Genomic DNA, 21,140 nt, shown 5'->3' on the forward strand with positions numbered 1-21,140 from the left:
GGTAAACGGCGGCCGTAACTATAACGGTCCTAAGGTAGCGAAATTCCTTGTCGGGTAAGTTCCGACCTGCACGAATGGTGTAACCATGGCCATGCTGTCTCCACCCGAGACTCAGTGAAATCGAATTCGCCGTGAAGATGCGGTGTACCCGCGGCTAGACGGAAAGACCCCGTGAACCTTTACTACAGCTTGGCACTGAACATTGAACCTACATGTGTAGGATAGGTGGGAGGCTTTGAAGGCGTGACGCCAGTTGCGCTGGAGCCGTCCTTGAAATACCACCCTTGTATGTTTGATGTTCTAACGCAGGCCCATGAATCTGGGTCGCGGACAGTGCCTGGTGGGTAGTTTGACTGGGGCGGTCTCCTCCCAAAGAGTAACGGAGGAGCACGAAGGTTGGCTAATCCTGGTCGGACATCAGGAGGTTAGTGCAATGGCATAAGCCAGCTTAACTGCGAGACGGACAGGTCGAGCAGGTACGAAAGTAGGTCATAGTGATCCGGTGGTTCTGAATGGAAGGGCCATCGCTCAACGGATAAAAGGTACTCCGGGGATAACAGGCTGATACCGCCCAAGAGTTCATATCGACGGCGGTGTTTGGCACCTCGATGTCGGCTCATCACATCCTGGGGCTGAAGTCGGTCCCAAGGGTATGGCTGTTCGCCATTTAAAGTGGTACGCGAGCTGGGTTCAGAACGTCGTGAGACAGTTCGGTCCCTATCTGCCGTGGGCGTTGGATGATTGAAGGGAGTTGCTCCTAGTACGAGAGGACCGGAGTGAACGAACCTCTGGTGTTCGGGTTGTCACGCCAGTGGCACTGCCCGGTAGCTAAGTTCGGAATCGATAACCGCTGAAAGCATCTAAGCGGGAAGCGAGCCCTGAGATGAGTCATCCCTGACCCCTTGAGGGTCCTAAAGGGCCGTTGGAGACCACAACGTTGATAGGTGGGGTGTGTAAGCGCGGCGACGTGTTGAGCTAACCCATACTAATTACCCGTGAGGCTTAACCATACAACACCCAAGAAGTGTTCTAAGGCTTGTAGCAGATACCGAGAACGAACAACAAAATCAGCTTTCTTAGATTGAAGAATTTGCCTGGCGGCCATAGCGCCGTGGAACCACCTGAACCCATGCCGAACTCAGAAGTGAAACGCGGTAGCGCCGATGGTAGTGTGGCATTCGCCATGCGAGAGTAGGACACTGCCAGGCACCCAATTAAACGGTGATGTGACGAATCACATAGCCGGCTGCGAGGATGACACCTCATTGAAGCGGCAAACAATTTAGCAAAAAGCTAACCAGACAGCGGAGCGGTAGTTCAGTCGGTTAGAATACCGGCCTGTCACGCCGGGGGTCGCGGGTTCGAGTCCCGTCCGCTCCGCCACTACTTAAGAAGCCCAGTCTAACGACTGGGCTTTTTTTCGTTCGATTCCCTCAATATTACCTCTTCTCTCTTCTATATCCCGCTGATTTATCACGCTATGGGGTTGTGCCTCAAGGCTTTCCATCGGGGAGGGAGTTCGGCATACAATGCGCCTTTGGTGTCAGATAGGAGTCCCCCTATGTTTTGTCCGCGCTGTGGTTCCGGATCGCTGCAACAGCGCAGCGAGAAAGAGTTTGCCTGTGGCTGTGGTTTTCACTATTTCCAGAATGTGGCGTCGGCCGTGATGGTGGCGCTGTGCTGGCGGGACGAGCTGCTGGTCGCGGTGCGGGCCCGTGATCCCGGCCGGGGCTTGCTGGATCTGCCGGGCGGCTTCGTCGATCCAGGAGAATCGCTGGAGGAAGCCTTGGTAAGGGAGCTCAAGGAGGAACTGGGGCTGGATCTGACGGGGGAGACGCCGCGCTATCTGAGCTCCTATGCCAACGTCTATCCCTATGACGACGTGGTCTATCACACCTGCGACACCGTCTTTCTGCTGGAGTTGGCGCACAAGCCTTTGGTGGTGGCGGCCGACGATGTGGCCGCCTGTGAGTGGCGCAAGCTGGCCGGCATTGCCCCTGCCGAGTTCGCCTTTCGCTCTACCGGCGCCGCCATCAGTCAATTGCAGCGGCTGCGGGGCTAACCGATAGCATTGATGACAGGGCGGAGCAGCTAGCCCGGCAGGTGGAGGGTGACGATCAGGCCACCCTCTTCACCATTTCTGGCGTCGACCCGTCCGCCCTGGGCCTGGATCGCCTTGCGGGTGATGGCAAGCCCCAGTCCATAACCCTTGCCCGCTGCAGGGGAGCCTATTCGCACGAAGGGATCGAAGATGCTGGAGAGTTTGCTCTCATCCACCCCCATCCCCTGATCCGCTACCTCGACGATGAACTCGTCGCCCTGCCGCATCAGGGTCAGGCGAATGGTCTGTCCTGCTTGCGAGAAGCGCAAGGCATTGCGTAGCACGTTGTCGAGGGCCCGGCGGATCAGCTCCGCCTGTCCGCAGACCGTGTATTCCCGGGCCTCATCCACCCAGGTTTTGATCTCGACTCCCATGTGCTGCGCCTCGTAGCGGGCATCGCTCACCACGGCGTCGACCAGCCCCTGCAGATCGTAATACTCCTCGCCGTCCCGCTCGCCATGGCCGGCGCGGGTGAGGGTCAGCAGTTCGCCGATCATCTTGTCCATGCGCTGGGTCTCGAGCTGGATCCGCGCGAGGGATCCCTCGATCCTGACCGGATCCTGCTGGGCGAGGCCGATGGCCAGCTGCAGCCTGGCAAGGGGGGAGCGCAGCTCGTGGGAGACGTCGTGCAGCAGCTGTTCGCGGCTCTCCACCAGCAGTTGCAGCCGCTCGGCCATGGCATCGAAGTCGCGGGCCGCATCGCTGATCTCGTCGTGGCGCCGCCGCATGGCGGGGTAGAGGCGCACTGCCAGATCCCCCTGGGCGAGGCGCTCGAATCCCTGCCGGAAGCGGTTCATGGGGCGGGTCAGGTGCCAGGCGAGCAGGGCGCTGAAGAAGAGGCCGCCAAGCCCGCCGATCCACCACATGGGCGGTGGCATGTTGAGCCAGTTGCGGCGGGGCTGGGGTGGTGCCAGCAACTGCTGCAGGCCGGCACTGTCGTAGTCGAGCCGGTAGTGCTGGCCATCGGCTCCCAGCAGGATACGGCCGCCCTGTGTTGTGGATGGCTCTGCTGCGACCGGTTCAAGCTGCAGCAGCCTTCGCTCCTGGGCCGGCCAGCTGGCCTGCAGGGCCGCAACCGCAGCCGGTCCCTGCCGCTGCAACAGGCTGGCGGCGGCTGTCAGCTGACGCTCGGCCAGCTGGTTTGCCATCCGCTGCTCCGGCGGCCCTTCGTGGCGATAGAGGCTGAACGCCACCCACAGCAGCTGGCTCATCATGATGATGGTGAACCAGAAGCCGAACAGGATCTTCCAGAACAGGCGCCCCTTGAGGATCATGCCAGCCGGTATCCTATGCTGCGTACCGTCTCGATACCGACGGCTTCCCCCGCCAGGGCCTGCAGCTTTTGGCGGATATTGCAGATGTGCACGTCGACGCTGCGATCATAGGGCTCGCGCGGGCGGCCAAGCCCGTGCAGAGAGAGCTCATCCTTGCTGACCACCCGCTCTGGGGATCGCAACAGCAGTTCCAGCAGGTTGAACTCGGTGGCGGTCAACTCCAGCGGCTGCGCCTGCCAGTGACACTGACGGCTGGCGGGGGAGAGCACCAGTTCGCCAAGGCGCAGACCCTGCTCTTTGCCCGGATGGGCGGGGGCAGGTTCGACCCGGCGCAGCACGGCTCTCAGCCTGGCCACCAGTTCCCGCGGGTAGCAGGGCTTGGGCACATAGTCATCGGCTCCCATCTCCAGCCCGATCACCCGATCGATGTTGTCCCCCTTGGCGGTGAGCATGATGACGGGGATCCGGCTGTCGCGGCGAATGTGGCGCAGCACCTCACTGCCATTCAGATCGGGCAGCATGATGTCGAGCACCACGGCGGCATAGTTGCCGGAGAGGGCGTGCTGCACGCCGCTCTTGCCGGTCAGCACATGGGTGGTGGCAAAACCTTCGCCAGCCAGGTATTCGCTCAGCATGGTGCCAAGCTCCAGATCATCGTCCACCAGCAGGATCTTCATCGCTCTTCTCCGTCTCGGGTTGGCGCCATTTTCCCGTGTCCGTCTCCGTCTGACAGCTGCTTTTACGCAATCCTTACACTGCCCTGCAAGAGGCTTAACCGGATATTGGAGTAGATTGCCCGGGTCTGTTTCACCCTCTGTTTCAGCCAAGGATATCCGCGATGGCCCGTGCCCGTCTCCTCGTTGTTCGCCTGCTGCTGCCCGCCCTGGTGCTGGTCGGTGCCGGCTGGCTGCTGCTGCCCTCCGCCGCGGCACCAACCGCCTCTTACATCACGGCCCCGGTCGAGCGGCGGGATCTGGAGCAGAGCGTGCTGGCCGACGGCACCCTGCAGGCCCAGAAGCTGGTGAGCGTGGGGGCGCAGGTGTCGGGGCAGATCAAGGCGCTGCACGTGGCGCTGGGGGGTGAGGTGAAGCAGGGCGATCTGCTGGTCGAGATCGACGATCTCACCCAGCAGAACGCCCTCAAGGATGCCGAAGCCGCCCTCGACAACGTGCAGGCCCAGCTGGCCTCGCGCCGGGCAACGCTGCGCAGCAACCAGCTGGCCTTCGAGCGCCAGCGCAAGGTGCTGGCTCGGGGATTGGGCAGCCAGGCCGACTACGACAGCGCGGAGGCGACCCTGACGGCGACCCGCGCCGACATCCGGGCGCTGACGGCGCAAGCGGTGCAGGCCCGTATCGCGGTGGACACCGCCAGAGTGAATCTGGGTTACACCCGCATCGTCTCCCCCATGGCGGGCACCATAGTGGCGATCCCGGTGGAACAGGGGCAGACGGTCAACGCGGTGCAGAGTACCCCGACCATGGTCAAGGTGGCACGGCTCGACACCATGACGGTGGAGGCGCAGATCTCGGAGGCGGACGTGATCAAGGTGAAGGCCGGCTTGCCCAGCTATTTCACCGTGTTGGGGGCGCCGGAGCAGCGCTACCAGGCCCGTCTGCGCGCCATCGAGCCTGCCCCTGACACCATCAACGACGACACGACCAGCAGCAGTTCGACCAGCACGGCCGTCTACTACCACGGTCTGTTTGAGGTGGAGAACCCTGAAGGGGCTCTGCGCATCGGCATGACGGCCCAGGTGCACATAGTGCTGGCGACCGAGCGCAACGCCCTGGTGATCCCGGCCATTGCCCTGAGCGGTGACAGGGTGCAGGTGGTGGATGGTGCGGGCCTGCCCCAATGGCGGCAGGTGAAGGTGGGCCTCAACAACAAGGTGGATGCCCAGATCCTGGCGGGGTTGACCGCCGGGGAGGCCGTGGTGGTGAGTCAGCTGACGGCCCAGCGCCAGCAGAGCGGGCGAATGGGCCCGCCGATGGGGATGTGATCATGAGGGAACCACTGCTGCAGCTGAGCGGGATCCGCCGCCATTTTGGTGACGGGGAGCGGCGCGTCGAGGTGCTCAAGGGGATCGATCTGACCATAGCGCGAGGCGAGATGGTGGCCATCGTCGGCGCCTCCGGCTCCGGCAAATCGACCCTGCTCAATATTCTGGGCTGCCTGGATCAACCGAGTGAGGGTAGCTATCGGGTGGCCGGACGGGAGACGGGCCGGCTGACGGCCGATGCGTTGGCGACCCTGCGCCGCGAGCACTTCGGTTTCATCTTTCAGCGCTACCACCTGCTGGGGGATCTCAGTGCCCGCGACAACGTGGCGCTGCCCGCCCTCTATGCCGGGTTGTCTGGCGATGCGCGCAAGGCGAGGGCCGAGAGCCTGCTGCAGCGGCTCGGGCTCGGCAGCCGGCTCGACTACAAGCCGAGCCAGCTCTCCGGCGGCCAGCAGCAGCGGGTCAGCATTGCCCGCGCCCTCATCAACGGCGGTCAGGTGATCCTGGCGGACGAACCAACCGGTGCCCTCGACAGTCAGAGCGGGGCCGAGGTGCTCGGCATCCTGGGCGCGCTTCATCGACAGGGCCACACGCTGGTGCTGGTGACCCATGACATGGCGATCGCCGAACAGGCCGAGCGGATCATCGAGCTCAAAGACGGGGCGGTGGTGGCCGACCGTCGTCGCCAACCGGCACCGCCGTCCCCTGCGCCAACCACTCCCCGTACCGACACCGAGGGATGCGGCGCTCTGGCCGGGCGGCTCGGCGCCGCTTTCAAGATGGCGCTGCTGGCCATGCAGGCCCAGCGCATGCGCACCTTCCTCACCATGCTCGGCATCATCATCGGCATCGCCGCCGTGGTGTCGGTGGTGGCGCTGGGGCGCGGCTCCCAGCAGCAGGTGCTGGCCAACATCAATGCCATGGGCACCAGCACCCTGGAGATCTTCCCCGGCAGCGGTTTCGGTGATCGGCGGGCCGAGGCGGTCCAGACCCTCAGGGTGGAGGATGCCGAGGCCCTCGCCGGGCTCGGTTATGTGCACAGCGTCACCCCCAGTCTGGCCACCAGCGTCACCCTGCGTCGGGGCAGCCAGGCGGTGCTGGGCTCGGTGAACGGGGTGGGGGAGCAGTTCTTCCAGGTGCGTGGCTACCGACTGCTGCAGGGCATGCTGTTCGATGCTGCCAGCGTGAGCGCTCTGGCGCAGGAGGTGGTGATCGACGAGAACAGCCTAGCGCGCCTGTTCGGTGCGGGGGAGTCGCCGCTCGGTCAGGTGATCCTGCTGGGGAGCCTGCCGTGCCGGGTGATCGGGGTGGTGGCCCGCAATCAGAGCGGCTTTGGCAGCGACGAGAACCTCAATGTCTGGATCCCCCATACCACGGCCATGACACGGATGCTGGGCCAGAGCCACCTGCGCAGCATCAGCGTGCGGGTGCAGGACGAGGTGGCGCTGGCCGCCGCCGAGGATGGCATCAATCGCTTGCTGCGTGAGCGGCACGGCGCTCAGGATTTCTTCGTGCTCAACACCGACAGCATCCGCCAGGCGATCACCAGCACCAATGCCACCCTGACCCTTTTGATCGCCATGATTGCGCTCATCTCCCTGGTGGTGGGCGGCATCGGAGTGATGAACATCATGCTGGTGTCAGTGAGCGAGCGCACCCGCGAGATCGGCGTGCGGATGGCGGTGGGGGCCAGAACCGGCGACATACTGCAGCAGTTCTTGATTGAAGCGGTGCTGGTCTGCCTGCTGGGCGGGGCGGCCGGGGTGCTGCTCTCCCTGCTGATCGGCGTCTTGTTCGAGCATTTCAGCAGCCAGTTCAGCCTGAGCTACTCCTTGGACGCCGTGCTGATGGCCTTCTTCTGCTCGAGCCTCATCGGCGTGCTGTTTGGCTTCTTCCCGGCGCGGCGGGCGGCGCGGATGGACCCCATCCACGCACTGGAGCGGGAGTAGGCACCCTCTTCGGCGCCCGCAGCGCCACCCCATTCGCCGGCGTTGCCGAGGGCTCATCCCGCCTCGGTGGCCTGGCGAGTTGGCCGGACGGCACTCTGTGCCAGTCCGGCAGCCTGAACCGTGTCATCGACGTGACACAGCCTGCTCTGCGCGGGTTTTCAACCGGGCCCCTGGCCCGGTTCTTTTTCCCATGCGAAAAAAAGGCGCCACCCGAGGGGGACGCCTGAAAGGTCAAACCTTGCGGTTTGCGGACCAACGGAACCAAGATTTCACACACATCACACTCTCAGCACTTCTGGCAGGCTCAGCCCTGCCACTTGCCTCCTTCCACTATCACATCGTTGGGATTGGTATCGGCGCTCAGTTTGTCGCGCACATACTGGTCGTAGAGTTTCAGCAGGTACTTCTCCTCCCCCAGCTTGGCGAGACGGTCGTTGACCCAGTCCCGCAGCTCGATATTGCCCTTCTTCACCGCCGGCGCGATGGGGTCTTCCGAGCCCAGCTTCTCGGGCAGCACCCGATAGCCCGGGTTCTCCTTGGCCCAGCTGAAGAGCACCAGGTTGTCCTGGGCATAGGCGTCGCCACGGCCCTGGGCCAGCGCCTGCAGGGATTCGGTGTTCTTCTCGAACTTGAGCACCTTCCAGTCCGGGTGGTTGCGGGTCAGCCAGATGTCGGCCGTGGTGCCGGTGGTGACGATCAGGGTCTTGCTGGCCAGATCATCCAGTTGCTTGGCCGGGCTCCCTTGTGGCACCAGCACCTGTACCGCCACTCGCAGGTTCGGGTTGGTGAAGTCCACCACCTGCCGCCGCTCCGGGGTCACCGTCATGTTGGCGAGGATGAGATCCACCTTGTCGCTCTGCAGGAAGGGGATGCGACTGGCGGGTTCCACCGCCACGAACTCGACCTTGTTCTCGTCCCCCAGCAGATCCTTGGCGAAACGGCGACCGAGGTCGGTGTCAAAGCCGACGTAGTTGCCCTTCTCGTCCACATAGCCAAACGGGGGCTTGTCGGTGAAGACGCCGACGATGAGCTTGTCGCGGGCCTTGATCTTGTCGAGGGAACCGTCCGCCGCATGGGCGGCGCCGCTGGCGAGACCCAGTCCCAACAAGGCACTGAACAGAACCGAGGTGATTTTTTTCATGCTGACTCCTTTCGTTTGATGACATTTGTATAAGAAAACTGGGCGAGGAACTGGCGGGCACGCTGGCTGCGCGGGTTATCGAAAAATTGATGGGGGGTGGCCTGCTCCAGGATGTGGCCGCCGTCCATGAAGACGATGCGATCCGCCACCGCCTGGGCGAACGCCAGCTCGTGGGTGACGATGAGCAGGGTCATGCCACTGCCGGCGAGATCGCGGATCACCTCCAGCACCTCCTGCACCATCTCGGGATCCAGCGCAGCGGTCACCTCGTCAAACAGCATCACCTGCGGGTTCATGCACAGCGCCCGCACGATGGCGATGCGCTGCTGCTGGCCGCCGGAGAGCTGGCGCGGATAGTCGTGGCGCCGCTCCCACAGGCCGATGCGGGTCAGCAGCTGCTCCGCCTGCAGCAGGGCCTCCTGCCGCTCCCGTTTTTGCACCTGAAGGGGGCCGAGCAGCACGTTCTCCAGCACCGTCAGGTTGGGGAAGAGGTGATAGCTCTGGAACACCATGCCGATGCGCTGGCGCAGCCGCTGCCAGTCGGTACTGGCATCCAGCCGCTCTCCATCGAAGCGAATGTCGCCCCCCTGAATGGGTTCGAGCCCGTTCAGGGTGCGCAGCAAGGTGCTCTTGCCGCAGCCGCTCGGCCCCAGGATGACGATCACTTCCCCGGCGTGCACCGTGAGGCTGACCTCGTCCAGTACCCGGTGTTGGCCGAATTGTTTGCTGACAGCATTGAGCTCAAGCAGAGGTGTCATACCGCATTACCCCATTGTTGCTCCAGCCGGCGCGAGGCGAGCGAGAGCGGATAGCAGACCAGAAAAAAGAACAGGAACAGCAGACCGTAGATGAGCAGCGAGCCATAGGTGCGCTCGATGATCTGCTGGCCCACCTTGATCACCTCCACCACCCCGATCAGCACCGCCAGCGAGCTGGTCTTGATGATGCGGGTGTAGATGTTGATGGTGGGCGGCGTCAGTCGTTGCAGCGCCTGGGGCAGCAGCACGTGGCGATAGAGCTGCCAGCGGGAGAGCCCGAGCGCCAGGCCGGCCTCCTGCTGACCACGGGCGAGGGACTTGAGACCGCCGCGCACCACTTCACCCACCTCGCTGGCGCCCCAGAGGGCCAGCACCAGCACGGCGCACCAGAAGGCCGGGATGTCTACGCCAAAGAAGATCGGCAGCCCGAAGAAGAAGAGGTAGAGCCAGACCAGCACGGGCACCACCCGAAACAGCTCCAGATAGACCCGCAGCAGCCCCCGCACCAACCGGCCTCCCTGTTGCGCCAGCACGCCGTAAGCGACGCCGCCCAGGGTGGCGAACAGGATGGCGAGCAGGGAGATGGCGAGGGTCTGACCCGCGCCAACCGCCAGCAGCGGCAGCGCCTGCGTCAGCTGCTCAGTGACCGGACTGGCCATAGTGATCCCTCCTTTCTTGTGCATGGGTAGCGAGTGACGATGTCATGGCACTCTGCACTGCCATCAGACGCCACACTGGCTCAGGCAACTCAGTGACCGAACTGACCATGTTGCAGCCTCCTTTCAACGACGCGCAGGGCAAGGGACAGCGGCAGAAAGATCAGCACGCACATCAAGGTCAGCACCGCCAGCATCTCGTAGGTCTTGTAGTAGAGGGCGATGTAGTTCTTGGTGGTGTAGAGCAGCTCCGGCACCGCCACCGCCGAGGCCACCGTGGTCTCTTTGAGCAGAAAGATGAAATTGGCAAACAGCGCCGGCAGGCTGGCGAGCCAGGCCTGGGGCAGCTGCACGTGGCGCAGCAGCTGCCAGCGGGAGAGGCCGATGGCTCGCCCCGCCTCCAGCTGGCTGGGGGGGACCGCCTGAATGCCCGCCCGCAGCGCCTCGGTCAGGTAACCGCCGCCGAGGAAGGTCATGGCGATCACCGCCGTGGCAAAGCCCGACAGAGACAGGCCGAGCGCCGGCAGCCCGAAGTAGAGGAAGAACAGCTGGATCAAGAGCGGCGTGTTGCGGGCCAGCTCCACATAGGTGCGGATCACCCCGTTCAGCCAAGGCCGATGCAGGCTTTGCAGGGTCACATTGAGCAGCGCCACGGCGAGCGAGGTGAGGATCACGATGGCGCCGAGCTGCAAGGTGACCCAGACCGATTGACCGAACGCCGGCAGGGTGGTGAGAACAAAGGACCAGTCAAAGCTCATGCCGGGATCCTCCCGTCGCGGCGCAGCCGCTGGGGCACGACCGTGATGGCGTCCGGGTACTTGATGCCGGCGCCGGTGTTGAGTACCACCACCCGCTCGCCTCCCTGGATCCAGCCCGCTTCCCGCAGCTGGCGGGCGGCGGCGAAGGCGGCCGCCCCTTCCGGGCAGACGAAGCAGCCCTCCTGGGAGGCGAGCTGACGCAGCTCGCGCTGGATGGCGCCGTCTTCCACCGCGACGGCGCAGCCCTCGGTGCGATAGAGGGCGTCCAGCACCAGAAAATCCCCCAGCGCCTTGGGCACGTTGATGCCGAACGCCAGGGTCTGGGAGTCGGGCCAGAAGCGCGATTCGCGCTCCCCCTGCTGCCAGGCCTGGACGATGGGGGCGCAGCCGCTCGCCTGCACCGCCACCAGTCGCGGCAGCGGCCCCTGCACCCAGCCCAGCTCCTGCAATTCCCGCAGCGCCTTGTAGATGCCGATGAGGCCGACCCCGCCGCCGGTGGGGTAGAGGATCACGTCCGGCAGGGTCCAGCCGAGCTGTTCGGCGATTTCAAACCCCATGGTCTTCTTGCCCTCGATGCGATAGGGCTCCTTAAGGGTGGAGGCATCAAACAGTCCCTGCTGCGCCACCGCTTCGGCCACCTGGCGACCGGCGTCGCTGATGAGGCCGTCCACCAGATAGAGGCGGGCACCGGCCAGGGCGCTCTCCAGCCGGGTGATGGCGGGGGCCGCCTGGGGCTGGACTATGGTGCTGCGCAAGCCGGCGCGGGCGCCGTAGAGTGCCCAGGCCGCACCGGCGTTGCCGTTGGTGGGCATGGCGAAGTGGGTGACGCCGAGTTCGCGGGCGCGGGAGACGCCGACCGCGGCGCCGCGGGCCTTGAAGGAGCCGGTGGGGGTGAGGCTCTCATCTTTCATCCAGAGATCCGGAATGCCGACCTGCTTGCCGAGGCGCGGCAGCGGCAACAGCGGGGTGAAGCCTTCCCCCAGGGTGACCACCTGGGCGGGGTCGCGCACCGGCAGCAGCTCGTGGTAGCGCCACAGGCTGGCGGGGCGGCCCAGCAGGGCGGCCGGATGCCAGGCCTGCTTCAGGGCCTCGAGGTCGTAGCTGGCCAGCAAGGGGGCGCCGACCGGGCTCAGCTGCTGGGGCTGATCGGCATCCACAATCTCGCCGGTCTTGCTGCAACGCAGATGTGATAGGTAGCTGTACGGCATGCTTTATCCTGAATGAGTCGAGATGGTCAGTCGCTTATTCCATCCTGTGACCCAAGTGCCGGATAACAAACAAAATAAACTGGCAAACCTAAGCGAAAAAATTCATATGACTCCGATTGGTCAGGGTTGTGGCGGCTTCCCGCTCATGTCGCGTGTTCACCCGCTGGGGGGTTGGGCCGTCCGGCACTCTTTGCTAACCTGCCCGCTTCACCCGAAATCGCAGGGAGCCGCATCGATGCGAGCCATTGTCAGCCTGCTGGCCCTGTCACTGCTGTGTGCATGCAGTGGCCAGTCAACCAAAGAGGATGCCATGTCAGGGAAAGCGCGCCTTCACTACCCCGTCACCCGCCAGGGTGAACAGGTGGATCACTACTTCGGCCAGGCCGTGGCCGACCCCTATCGCTGGCTGGAGGATGATCGCAGCCCCGAGACCGAGGCCTGGGTCAAGGCCCAGAACGCCGTGACTCAGGGTTACCTGGCACAGATCCCGTATCGCGCCGCCATCAAGGAGAAGCTGGCCGCCTCCTGGAACTACGCCAAGGAGGGGGCGCCGTTTCGCGAGGGGCGCTACCACTACTTCTTCAAGAACGACGGCCTGCAGAACCAGAGCGTGCTGTGGCGCCAGTTGGAGGGCAAGCCGGCCGAGGTGTTCCTCGATCCCAATACCCTCAGCCCCGACGGCACCACGGCGCTGGATCAGCTGAGTTTCTCCCGCGATGGCCGCATCCTGGCCTACTCCTTGTCGCTGGCCGGCAGCGACTGGCGCGAGATCCACCTGATGGACGTACAGAGCAAACAGCCGCTGGAGGCGTCCCTCAAGGACGTGAAGTTCAGCGGCATCAGCTGGCTCGGCAACGAGGGCTTCTTCTACTCGAGCTACGACAAGCCAGATGGCAGCGAGCTGTCGGCCAAGACCGATCAGCACAAGGTCTATTTCCACCGGCTCGGCACGGCGCAGGAGGATGACCGGCTGGTGTTCGGCGCCATCCCGGCCCAGCACCACCGCTATGTGGGGGCGACCGTCACCGAAGATGACCGCTTCCTGCTCATCTCGGCGGCGAACTCCACCTCCGGCAACCGCCTCTATGTGAAGGATCTGAGCCAGGAGAACGCGCCGCTGCTGACGGTGCAGGGGGATCTGGATGCAGATGTGAGTCTGGTGGACAACCAGGGCAGCACCCTTTACCTGCTGACCAACCGGGACGCCCCCAACCGCCGGCTGGTGACGGTGGATGCCGCCAACCCGGGGCCGGCCCGCTGGCGGGATCTCATCCCCGAGCGTCAGCAGGTGCTGACGGTGCACTGCGGCAGCGGCTATCTGTTCGCCGAGTACATGGTGGATGCCACCGCCCGGGTCGAGCAGTTCGACTACGAAGGCAAGCGGGTGCGCGAGGTGGCGCTGCCCGGCCTTGGCAGCGTCAGCGGCTTCAACGGCAAGCACGATGATCCCGCCCTCTACTTCGGCTTCGAGAACTATGCCCAGCCGCCCACTCTCTACCGGTTCGAGCCAAAAAGCGGGGCCATCAGCCTCTATCGCGCCTCGGCGGCGCCGTTCAAGCCAGCGGATTATGTTTCCGAGCAGCGCTTCTACCAGAGCAAGGACGGCACCCGGGTGCCGCTCATCATCAGCTACCGCAAGGGGCTGAAACTCGATGGCAGCAACCCGACCATCCTCTACGGCTATGGCGGCTTCGACGTGAGCCTGACTCCGAGCTTCAGCGTGTCGGTGGCCAACTGGCTGGATCTGGGGGGCGTCTATGCGGTGGTCAACCTGCGCGGGGGCGGCGAGTACGGCCAGGCCTGGCACCTGGCGGGCACCCAGCAGAACAAGCAGAACGTGTTCGACGACTTCATCGCGGCGGCCGAGTACCTCAAGGCCGAGGGCTACACCCGCACCGATCGGCTGGCGATCCGCGGTGGCTCCAACGGCGGTCTGCTGGTGGGGGCGGTAATGACCCAGCGGCCGGATCTGATGCGGGTCGCCCTGCCGGCGGTGGGGGTGCTCGACATGTTGCGCTACCACACCTTCACCGCCGGGGCAGGCTGGGCCTATGACTACGGCACCAGCGCCGACAGCGAGGCGATGTTCGACTACCTGAAGGGCTACTCGCCGCTGCACCGGGTGCAGCCCGGGGTCAGCTACCCCTCGACCCTGGTGACCACGGCGGATCACGACGATCGGGTGGTGCCGGCTCACTCCTTCAAGTTTGCCGCCACCCTGCAGGCCGACAATGCCGGCCCCCATCCCCAGCTCATCCGCATCGAGACCAATGCCGGGCACGGGGCGGGCACGCCGGTGGCGAAGCTGATCGAGCAGAGTGCGGACATCTATGCCTTCACCCTGTACGAGATGGGTTATCAGCAGTTGCCGCGTCAGCCTTGATCCGGGCGAGACGGGCGCCAGCCATTCACTGACATCAGGGCCCTGCGGGGCCCTTTTCGTTGCCGCGCGTTGGCAGGGTTGCGCTGGCAGCACTCGCTGCGACCATCCCTGTCTCGCCGCTGGCCCGTTTTGGCAGACGGGCCCCATCTGTCATCCCCCCGGTGGTATAGTCAGCAACAAGATCCGCATTCAAGGAGTCCATCGTGAAGAAGATCATCTATATCCTGCTGGGATTGGCGCTGGCGGCCGTGGTGGCCATCGCCGCCCTGGTGTCCCTCATCGATCCCAATCAGTTCAAGCCCCAGCTGGTGGACCAGGTGCGCAAGAGCACCGGTCGCGAGCTGGTGATGGAGGGGGCGATCGGCTGGCGTTTCTGGCCAAGCCTGGGCCTCTCCCTCGAGCAGGTGGCGCTGCGCAACCCCGTCGGCTTTGCCGAGCCCGACCTGGTGCGCTTCGAGCGCGGGGAGGCCTCGGTGGGCCTGCTGCCGCTGCTCTCCCACAAGCTTGAGATCGGCAAGGTGACCCTGAACGGCGCCCACCTGTTTATCCAGACCAAGGCTGACGGCAGCTCCAACCTGAGCGATCTGCTCAAGGCCTCCGCCGAGCCCAAGGAGGAGGCGACGACCTCCGAGCCTGCCGCAACGACGCCCCCGCCCGTCAGTGACAAGCAGCCCTGGCAGATCAGCCTGCAAGGGGTGGAGCTGCAACAGGCCAGCGCCCTGCTGCAGGACGATCGCAGCGGCACCATCTCCCGCCTCGAACAGCTGGACCTGAACCTGGGCCAGCTGGCCGTAGATCAGTGGGTGCCGGTGACCCTGGCCGCCAAGGGGGCCCAGGGTGAGCTGGCGTTTGATCTCAAGGGGTCGGCTCAGCTCAAGCTGGCGCCCGATGCCAGCCGCAGCGAGCTGAAAGATGTCGCGCTGGCGGGGAGTCTGAGCGAACCGACCCAGCGGCTGGATGCCTTCTCTCTCAAGGCCGACCGGCTGGCGCTGGGACAGTGGAGCAGCCTCACCCTCAGTCTTCAAGGGGCACAGGGGGCGGCGGATAAACCGACCCTGGCCGGTATGCTGGAAGGAACCCTCAAGGCGCGGCTCGATGAAAACCGGCAACTGCTGGAGATATCGGATGCCGTGCTGGCCGCCAAGATCAGCGGCGATGCCCTGCCGCGCCCGCAGATGCAGGTAAAGCTGGCGGGTTTTGCCCGCGCCGAGCTGGACAAACAGGCCGTCACCCTCAGCAACCTGGTGATGGGGGTGGATGATGCCCTGCTGAGCGGCAACGGCAGCGTGCAGCTGGGCGCCGTGCCCAGGGTGGCGTTCGACCTCAAGGGGGAGAAGCTGGACCTCGACGGCTGGCTCGGCCAACCGGCCAAGACGGCGCCTGCGACCGCCACCTCGGGCGCTGCTGCTCCGGCCGGGACGACGGCGCAGGCCGCCGCACCCGCCGCCAAGGCGCTCTCAACGCAAGAGCCCGACCTTGCCGCCCTCAAGGCGGTGGACCTGGCGGGTCGGCTGCAACTGGGCAGCCTGCGACTGAAGGGGCTGGATCTGAGCGCCGTCGATCTGCAACTGGCCCTGGCCGGTGGCCAGCTCACCCTCAAGCAGTTCAGTGCCGGGGTGGCCGGCGGCCAGGTGACCGCCAGCGGCGTGCTCGATGCCCGTCAGCAGCCGGCCCGCTATCAGGTGCACAAGCGGGTGCAGGGAGTCGATGTGCGGCCGCTGCTGCAGACCCTGGCCCAGACCGACCTGCTGGAAGGCAAGGGGGATCTGGAGGTCGAGGCGCAGGGTTCAGGACTCTCCGAGCAGGCGCTGCGCAGCCGGATGCAGGGCAAGGTGAGCCTCAGACTGAGCGACGGTGCCCTGCACGGCATCAACCTGGCGGAGATGATCCGCGAGGCGCGAGCCACCCTGACCGGCAAGGGGGCGGACCAGGTGAAGGAGGTGCGCAAGACCGACTTCAGCGCCCTCACCGCCAGCTTCCAGATTGCCGACGGGGTTGCCAGGAGCGACGACATCCAGCTGTTTGCCCCCGCCCTGCGGGTGAAGGGGCAGGGCCAGACCGCTCTGGTGCCGGAAACCCTCGACTTCCTGTTCCTCACCTCCGTGGTGGAGAGCAGCAAGGGGCAGGGGGGCAAGAGCGTGGACGAGCTCAAGGACATCACCATACCGGTGCGCATCGGCGGCCACTGGCAGGCGCCCAGCTACCGGCTCGACGTGAAGGAATTGCTCAGCAACAACAAGCTGCTGGAGGAGAAGGCCCGCAAGGAGGCCGAGCGCGGCCTCAAGAAGCTGCTGGGTGACAAGGCCGACAACGAAGGGGTGAAGGGGGTGGCCGATCAGCTGCTCAAGGGCTTGTTCAAATAGCCCCAGCCTTTCGCGTTATCGCCATACAGAGCCCGCCCCGTGCGGGCTCTGTGCATTGTGGGCCGCTGCCTGGCACGGTGTCTAAGCGGGATGCTGCCGGCGTCGGCAGCAAAAGAGAGGGGTGTTTGGGCCGGACAAAGATGGTATCACTGTGGTTTTACCAAGGAGCAGATGAATGAGTCGAAGTGAAATCGCAAGAGAGACATCCCATCCGGACTGGCCGCTGGTCTGGCAGATCTACGGCAGCAGCTTTCCCCGCTACGAACAGCGCCAGCCACAGCATCAAGAGCTCAAGATGGGAGACTCCCGCTTTCACTGTCAGCTCTTTTATCAGGGTGAGCAGTTGCTCGGCTTTATCTTCTGGTGGGACTGCGGCGAGCAGATCTACATCGAACACCTGGCCATCAACCCGGCCCTGCGCGGCCAGAACCACGGCTCACGCCTGCTTGCCGCCTTCTGCGAGACGGCGGGGCGCCCCGTCATCCTGGAGATAGACCCGCCAGAGGACGAGATCGCCCTGCGCCGGCTGCGCTTCTACCAGTCACTGGGTTTTTGCCTGAGCGAGCATGACCATGTGCACCCGCCCTATCAGCCGGATCATCAAGGCCATGCGCTGCGGGTGCTGAGCTATCCGGTCCCGCTCGATGAGCAGGGCTATCGGCGCTTCAACAAGGTGCTGGTGGAGACTGTGATGGATCACGGCCCGGCCTGACGCGGCTGCCATCCATCTCGCAGTGCCACCATGCGCGACATGACCAGGAGGGTCCATGAACAAACGGGTGCTGATCACCGGCGGCAGCAGAGGCATTGGCGCCGCCACCGCCCGCCATCTGGCGGGGCAGGGCTATCATCTGTGCCTCAATTATCGCCATGACAAGGCCAGTGCCGAGGCGCTGGTGGCCGAGATCCTGGCCCACCATCCGGTCAGCTGCATCGCGGTGCGGGCCGATGTCGGGGTGGAGGCCGAGGTGGTGCGTCTGTTCGAGGAGATGGACGCGCGGCTCGGCCCCATCACCCATCTGGTCAACAACGCCGGCAGGTTGCAGCCGCAGATGCGGGTGCTGGAGATGAGCGCCGAGCGCATCAACCAGACCCTGACCACCAATGTCACCAGCTGCTTTCTCTGCTGCCGCGAGGCGGTGCGCCGGATGACGGCGGGGGGCGCCATCGTCAATGTCTCCTCGGCCGCCGCCCGGCTGGGTTCGGCGGGGGAGTACGTGGACTATGCCGCCGCCAAGGGGGCCGTCGATGTGCTGACCAAGGGGTTGTCGCTGGAGGTGGCGGCCCAGGGGATCCGGGTCAACGGGGTGCGTCCGGGTTTTATCTACACCGACATGCACGCCGACGGCGGCGAGCCCGGTCGAGTCGACCGGGTGAAGGGGCAGATCCCGCTGCAACGGGGCGGTCAGCCGGCCGAGGTGGCCGCCGCCATCGCCTGGCTGCTGTCTGATGAGGCTTCCTACGTCACCGGCACCTTCATCGACGTGGCCGGCGGGCGCTGACCCTGACCCGATAATAGATACAACAAGGGGCGCCTCGGCGCCCCTTCGGTTTATTCCCCCAGCAGCTGTTGCCAGACCGCCAGAACATGGCCGCGCTCCGGCAGCAGCCTGTCGTCCCCCACCTTGCGGGAGACCTCGGAGAGGTTGAGGCGATGGCCGAGGTTGCGGATCTCCAGATAAGCGTGCTTGAGCCCCTCCGCCTGCTCCAGGGTGAGTACCCCCGCCAGCACGCACTCATCGAAGATGCGCACGTTATCGGACCAGCGGGTGAGCGCCTCGGGTTCGCAGCAGGCGTGGGCCAGCACCAGGTACTGGGCGATGAACTCGATGTCCACCATGCCGCCGGGGGACTGCTTGAGATCGAACTCGCCGGCGCCCGCCTTGAGCAGGTGATCCCGCATCTTGTGGCGCATCTCGCGCACCTCGCGAGCCAGGGTCGGCAGATCCCGCTCCTTGGCCAGCACGGCGCGGCGGATGCGGGCAAACTCGGCGATCACCGCCTCATCGCCATAGATGGGACGGGCCCGTACCAGTGCCTGATGCTCCCAGGTCCAGGCCTCGTTTTGCTGATACAGCTCGTAGGCCGACAGCGACGAGACCAGCAGGCCTGAGTCGCCGGAGGGGCGCAGCCGCATGTCGATCTCGTAGAGGATGCCGGAGGGGGTGCGGGTACTGAACAGGTGCAGGATCCGCTGGGCCAGGCGCAGGTAGAACTGACGGCTGTCGATGGGCTTGCGCCCGTCGGTGTAGCTGTTGGGGTCGCCACCGTGCAGGAACACCAGGTCGAGATCCGAGCCGTAGCCGAGCTCGATGCCGCCCAGCTTGCCGTAGGCCACCACCGCAAAGCCGCGCTGGCCGCTCACCGCCACCTCGGGCGGCACCCCGTAGCGTTCGCTCATCTGGGCCCAGGCCTGATTGACCACCTCTTCGGTGATCGCCTCCGCCAGCCAGGTGAGGTGGTCGCTCACCTTCATCAGCGGCAGGGCGCCGGCGATGTCGGCCGCCACGATGCGCAGCAGCTGCACCTGTTTGAACTGGCGCAGCGCCTCCATCTGCTGCTCCACGTCCTCTTCGGGGATGCGCAGCAGGAACTGGCGTAGCTGGGGCTTGTACTGATCGAGCGGGGTGGGGTGATAGAGGTGCTGGGGATCGAGCAGTTCGTCCAGCAGGATGGGGTAGCGGGCCAGCTGTTCGCTCACCAGATGACTGGCGTCGCACAGCCGCACCAGCTGGCGCAGGGCGCCCGGGTTCTCCGCCAGCAGCTGCAGATAGGCGCTGCGGGTGAAGATGCGGGTCAGCAGCTCGCACACCCGCTCGAACAGGCGGGCAGGTTGCTCGCTGGCGACCACAAGTCGCAGCAGTTCCGGCATCAGCCAGTCCAGCGCGATGCGCCCCTGCGGGCCTACCTGACGGCGCTTGTACTCCTCCTTGAAACGCAGCAGGGCACCGCAGAGCGAGGCAGGCTCGGCCACCCCCTGCGCGGTCAGCAATTTTTCCAGCTCGGCGGCGTCGAGCTCGGTGCGCCAGAGATCGAGCCAGAGCTGCTCCAGATGGGCGGGGGCTTCTTTTTCTTCCCCCACCACGGCGGCGAACTCCTGATGGACGGCGGCCATCTCCTCATCCAGATGGGCCATGAAGGCAGCCCAGTCCGTAAAGCCGAGGGCGGCGACGAGCCGCTGGCGATCCCGCTCCTCGGTGGGCAGGGTCTGGGTCTGCTGATCTCCGATCTCTTGCAGAATGTTCTCGACCCGGCGCAGGAAGCGGTAGGCCGTCAGCAGGCGATCGCAATGGGCGGCTTCGAGGGCGCCGCACTGGGCGATGGCGGCCAGCGCCTCCGGCAGGTGGCGCACCCGCAGCGCCGGTTCACGCCCGCCGCGAATAAGCTGCAGTGCCTGGGCGATGAACTCCACCTCGCGGATGCCGCCGGCCCCCAGCTTGATGTTGCCCTCCAGCCCCTTGCGGCGCACCTCGGCGGCGATCATCGCCTTCATCTGACGCAGGCCGTCGATGACGCCGAAGTCGATATAGCGGCGAAACACGAAGGGGCGCAGCATCTCGGCCAGCTCCACCGCGTGCTCGCACTGGGGCCCCAGCACCCGCGCCTTGACCATGGCGTAGCGCTCCCAGTTGCGGCCGTGGTGCTGGTAGTAATCCTCCATGGCGGCAAACGAGATGGCGAGCGGCCCCGCGTCGCCAAAGGGGCGCAGCCGCATATCGACCCGAAACACCTGGCCGTCGACCGTGCTCTGGTGCAGGGCGTTGATGATGCGCTGACCGAGCTTGATGAAGAATTGCTGGTTGGCGAGCTCGCGCCGCCCGCCGACCGTGTAGCCGTTCTCGGGGAAGGTGAAGATAAGGTCGATGTCCGAGGAGAAGTTGAGCTCGCCGCCCCCCAGCTTGCCCATGCCGAGGATCAGCAGCGGCTGCGGATTGCCGTTGCCATCCATCGGGGTGCCCAGCTCGCCGCACTGCTTGGCGTAGAGCCAGTCGCGGGCGGCGCAGATGAGGGCATCCGCCAGTCTGGTGAGATGGATAAAGCTCTCTTCCACCGCCGCGTGGCCCAGCAGCTCGCGCCAGGCGATCACCAGCATGCGGCTGCGACGGAACTGGCGCAGGATGCGCTTGAGCGCTTCTTCGTCGTCCACCTCGGCGAGCAGGGCGGTCAGATCGTGCTGGTAGGCGGGCCAGCGCTCGGCCTGATCCAGATCTCCGGAGGCGAGCAGCTCGGTCAGCAACTCCGGCTGTTTGAAGAGGGAATCGGCGACAAAATCGGAGAGGCCGAGCAGGGTCAGCAGGGTCTGGCGCACCGACTCGGGCTGCGTGCCGTAGTCGGGGGCCAGTTCAATCAGCCGTTGCCAGTGGCGCTGGGCCAGCTCCTGCAGCAGGGGGGAGAAGGCGGAGAAAGAGGGAGAGTGCTGGGCCACGGTTGCCGTCCTTGTGATTAACGAAACTGCCGGATAAAAAGCTGGCTGCCAATCTAGCACTGTCGGGCCCCCGCGTCACAGCGCAGGGGCGAGAAGCATGATCCGGCGGGAATTATCGGCAGCC

The 21,140-nt window shown here is 65.1% G+C and carries 15 protein-coding genes, 1 tRNA gene and 2 rRNA genes (1 of these 18 running past the window's edge); 10 read left to right on the forward strand and 8 right to left on the reverse strand.

Going from position 1 to position 21,140, the window contains the following annotated elements; all coding sequences use genetic code 11:
- The 4 genes from C2U40_RS01945 to C2U40_RS01960 form a co-directional block, all read left to right on the forward strand.
- A 23S ribosomal RNA gene (locus C2U40_RS01945) occupies positions 1 to 1,010 on the forward strand (it extends 1,879 nt beyond the left edge of the window).
- An 83-nt stretch (positions 1,011 to 1,093) separates the two neighbouring features.
- Positions 1,094 to 1,208: ribosomal RNA gene (gene rrf / locus C2U40_RS01950) — 5S ribosomal RNA — on the forward strand.
- Between the two features lie 98 nt (positions 1,209 to 1,306).
- Positions 1,307 to 1,383: transfer RNA gene (locus C2U40_RS01955), tRNA-Asp, on the forward strand.
- Between the two features lie 178 nt (positions 1,384 to 1,561).
- On the forward strand, positions 1,562 to 2,062 hold the full coding sequence (locus C2U40_RS01960; protein WP_103827882.1) for an NUDIX hydrolase: 501 nt from the start codon (positions 1,562 to 1,564) through the stop codon (positions 2,060 to 2,062).
- Positions 2,063 to 2,091: 29 nt separating this feature from the next.
- Here the strand turns inward: C2U40_RS01960 and C2U40_RS01965 are convergent, their stop codons facing one another.
- The gene (locus tag C2U40_RS01965; RefSeq protein WP_181014807.1) at positions 2,092 to 3,375 is read right to left on the reverse strand and encodes a HAMP domain-containing sensor histidine kinase; all 1,284 of its coding nucleotides are present in this window, start codon (positions 3,373 to 3,375) and stop codon (positions 2,092 to 2,094) included.
- Positions 3,372 to 4,052 carry a response regulator transcription factor gene (locus tag C2U40_RS01970; RefSeq protein WP_043162626.1) on the reverse strand — a complete coding sequence of 227 codons (681 nt, stop codon included), beginning with the start codon at positions 4,050 to 4,052 and terminating at the stop codon, positions 3,372 to 3,374. The genes C2U40_RS01965 and C2U40_RS01970 overlap by 4 nt, the downstream gene beginning before the upstream one ends.
- Positions 4,053 to 4,213: 161 nt before the next feature.
- Between C2U40_RS01970 and C2U40_RS01975 the strand changes: the two genes are divergently transcribed.
- Together C2U40_RS01975 and C2U40_RS01980 are read left to right on the forward strand one after the other, a co-directional pair.
- Entirely contained in the window at positions 4,214 to 5,374 is a 1,161-nt protein-coding gene (locus C2U40_RS01975; protein ID WP_103827883.1) for an efflux RND transporter periplasmic adaptor subunit, read from the forward strand.
- 2 nt (positions 5,375 to 5,376) lie between these two features.
- Positions 5,377 to 7,323: a MacB family efflux pump subunit gene (locus C2U40_RS01980; protein ID WP_103827884.1), complete on the forward strand. Its 1,947-nt coding sequence runs from the start codon at positions 5,377 to 5,379 to the stop codon at positions 7,321 to 7,323.
- A gap of 304 nt (positions 7,324 to 7,627) precedes the next feature.
- On the opposite strand, the gene C2U40_RS01985 is transcribed toward C2U40_RS01980, so the two are convergent.
- The 5 genes from C2U40_RS01985 to C2U40_RS02005 all read right to left on the reverse strand — a co-directional run bounded on the left by C2U40_RS01985 (position 7,628) and on the right by C2U40_RS02005 (position 11,844).
- On the reverse strand, positions 7,628 to 8,464 hold the full coding sequence (locus C2U40_RS01985) for a transporter substrate-binding domain-containing protein (protein WP_103827885.1): 837 nt from the start codon (positions 8,462 to 8,464) through the stop codon (positions 7,628 to 7,630).
- Positions 8,461 to 9,222 carry an amino acid ABC transporter ATP-binding protein gene (locus C2U40_RS01990; RefSeq protein ID WP_103827886.1) on the reverse strand — a complete coding sequence of 254 codons (762 nt, stop codon included), beginning with the start codon at positions 9,220 to 9,222 and terminating at the stop codon, positions 8,461 to 8,463. The genes C2U40_RS01985 and C2U40_RS01990 overlap by 4 nt, the downstream gene beginning before the upstream one ends.
- Entirely contained in the window at positions 9,219 to 9,881 is a 663-nt protein-coding gene (locus C2U40_RS01995) for an amino acid ABC transporter permease (protein ID WP_103827887.1), read from the reverse strand. Before C2U40_RS01995 ends, C2U40_RS01990 begins: the two co-directional genes overlap by 4 nt.
- Before the next feature lie 89 nt (positions 9,882 to 9,970).
- Positions 9,971 to 10,636 (reverse strand): amino acid ABC transporter permease, encoded by a 666-nt coding sequence (locus tag C2U40_RS02000; protein WP_103827888.1) that lies wholly within the window; start codon positions 10,634 to 10,636, stop codon positions 9,971 to 9,973.
- Complete coding sequence (locus tag C2U40_RS02005) at positions 10,633 to 11,844, reverse strand: threonine synthase (RefSeq protein WP_016349494.1); 1,212 nt, start codon at positions 11,842 to 11,844, stop codon at positions 10,633 to 10,635. The genes C2U40_RS02000 and C2U40_RS02005 overlap by 4 nt, the downstream gene beginning before the upstream one ends.
- A 235-nt stretch (positions 11,845 to 12,079) precedes the next feature.
- Between C2U40_RS02005 and C2U40_RS02010 the strand changes: the two genes are divergently transcribed.
- From C2U40_RS02010 to C2U40_RS02030, 4 genes are all read left to right on the forward strand, one after another.
- Positions 12,080 to 14,227 carry a prolyl oligopeptidase family serine peptidase gene (locus C2U40_RS02010; protein ID WP_103827889.1) on the forward strand — a complete coding sequence of 716 codons (2,148 nt, stop codon included), beginning with the start codon at positions 12,080 to 12,082 and terminating at the stop codon, positions 14,225 to 14,227.
- A 203-nt stretch (positions 14,228 to 14,430) separates the two neighbouring features.
- Entirely contained in the window at positions 14,431 to 16,590 is a 2,160-nt protein-coding gene (locus tag C2U40_RS02020) for an AsmA family protein (RefSeq protein ID WP_103827890.1), read from the forward strand.
- A 175-nt stretch (positions 16,591 to 16,765) separates the two neighbouring features.
- A complete protein-coding gene (locus C2U40_RS02025) occupies positions 16,766 to 17,302 on the forward strand; it encodes a GNAT family N-acetyltransferase (RefSeq protein WP_103827891.1) in 537 nt (178 codons plus the stop codon).
- A gap of 55 nt (positions 17,303 to 17,357) precedes the next feature.
- Positions 17,358 to 18,092, forward strand: coding sequence for an SDR family oxidoreductase (locus C2U40_RS02030; RefSeq protein ID WP_103827892.1), 735 nt, complete (start codon positions 17,358 to 17,360; stop codon positions 18,090 to 18,092).
- 50 nt (positions 18,093 to 18,142) lie between these two features.
- On the opposite strand, the gene glnE is transcribed toward C2U40_RS02030, so the two are convergent.
- Complete coding sequence (glnE, locus tag C2U40_RS02035; RefSeq protein WP_181014808.1) at positions 18,143 to 21,016, reverse strand: bifunctional [glutamate--ammonia ligase]-adenylyl-L-tyrosine phosphorylase/[glutamate--ammonia-ligase] adenylyltransferase; 2,874 nt, start codon at positions 21,014 to 21,016, stop codon at positions 18,143 to 18,145.
- Positions 21,017 to 21,140: the final 124 nt, after the last annotated feature.

Source organism: Aeromonas sp. ASNIH4 (assembly GCF_002934425.1).
Classification (GTDB): domain Bacteria; phylum Pseudomonadota; class Gammaproteobacteria; order Enterobacterales; family Aeromonadaceae; genus Aeromonas; species Aeromonas hydrophila.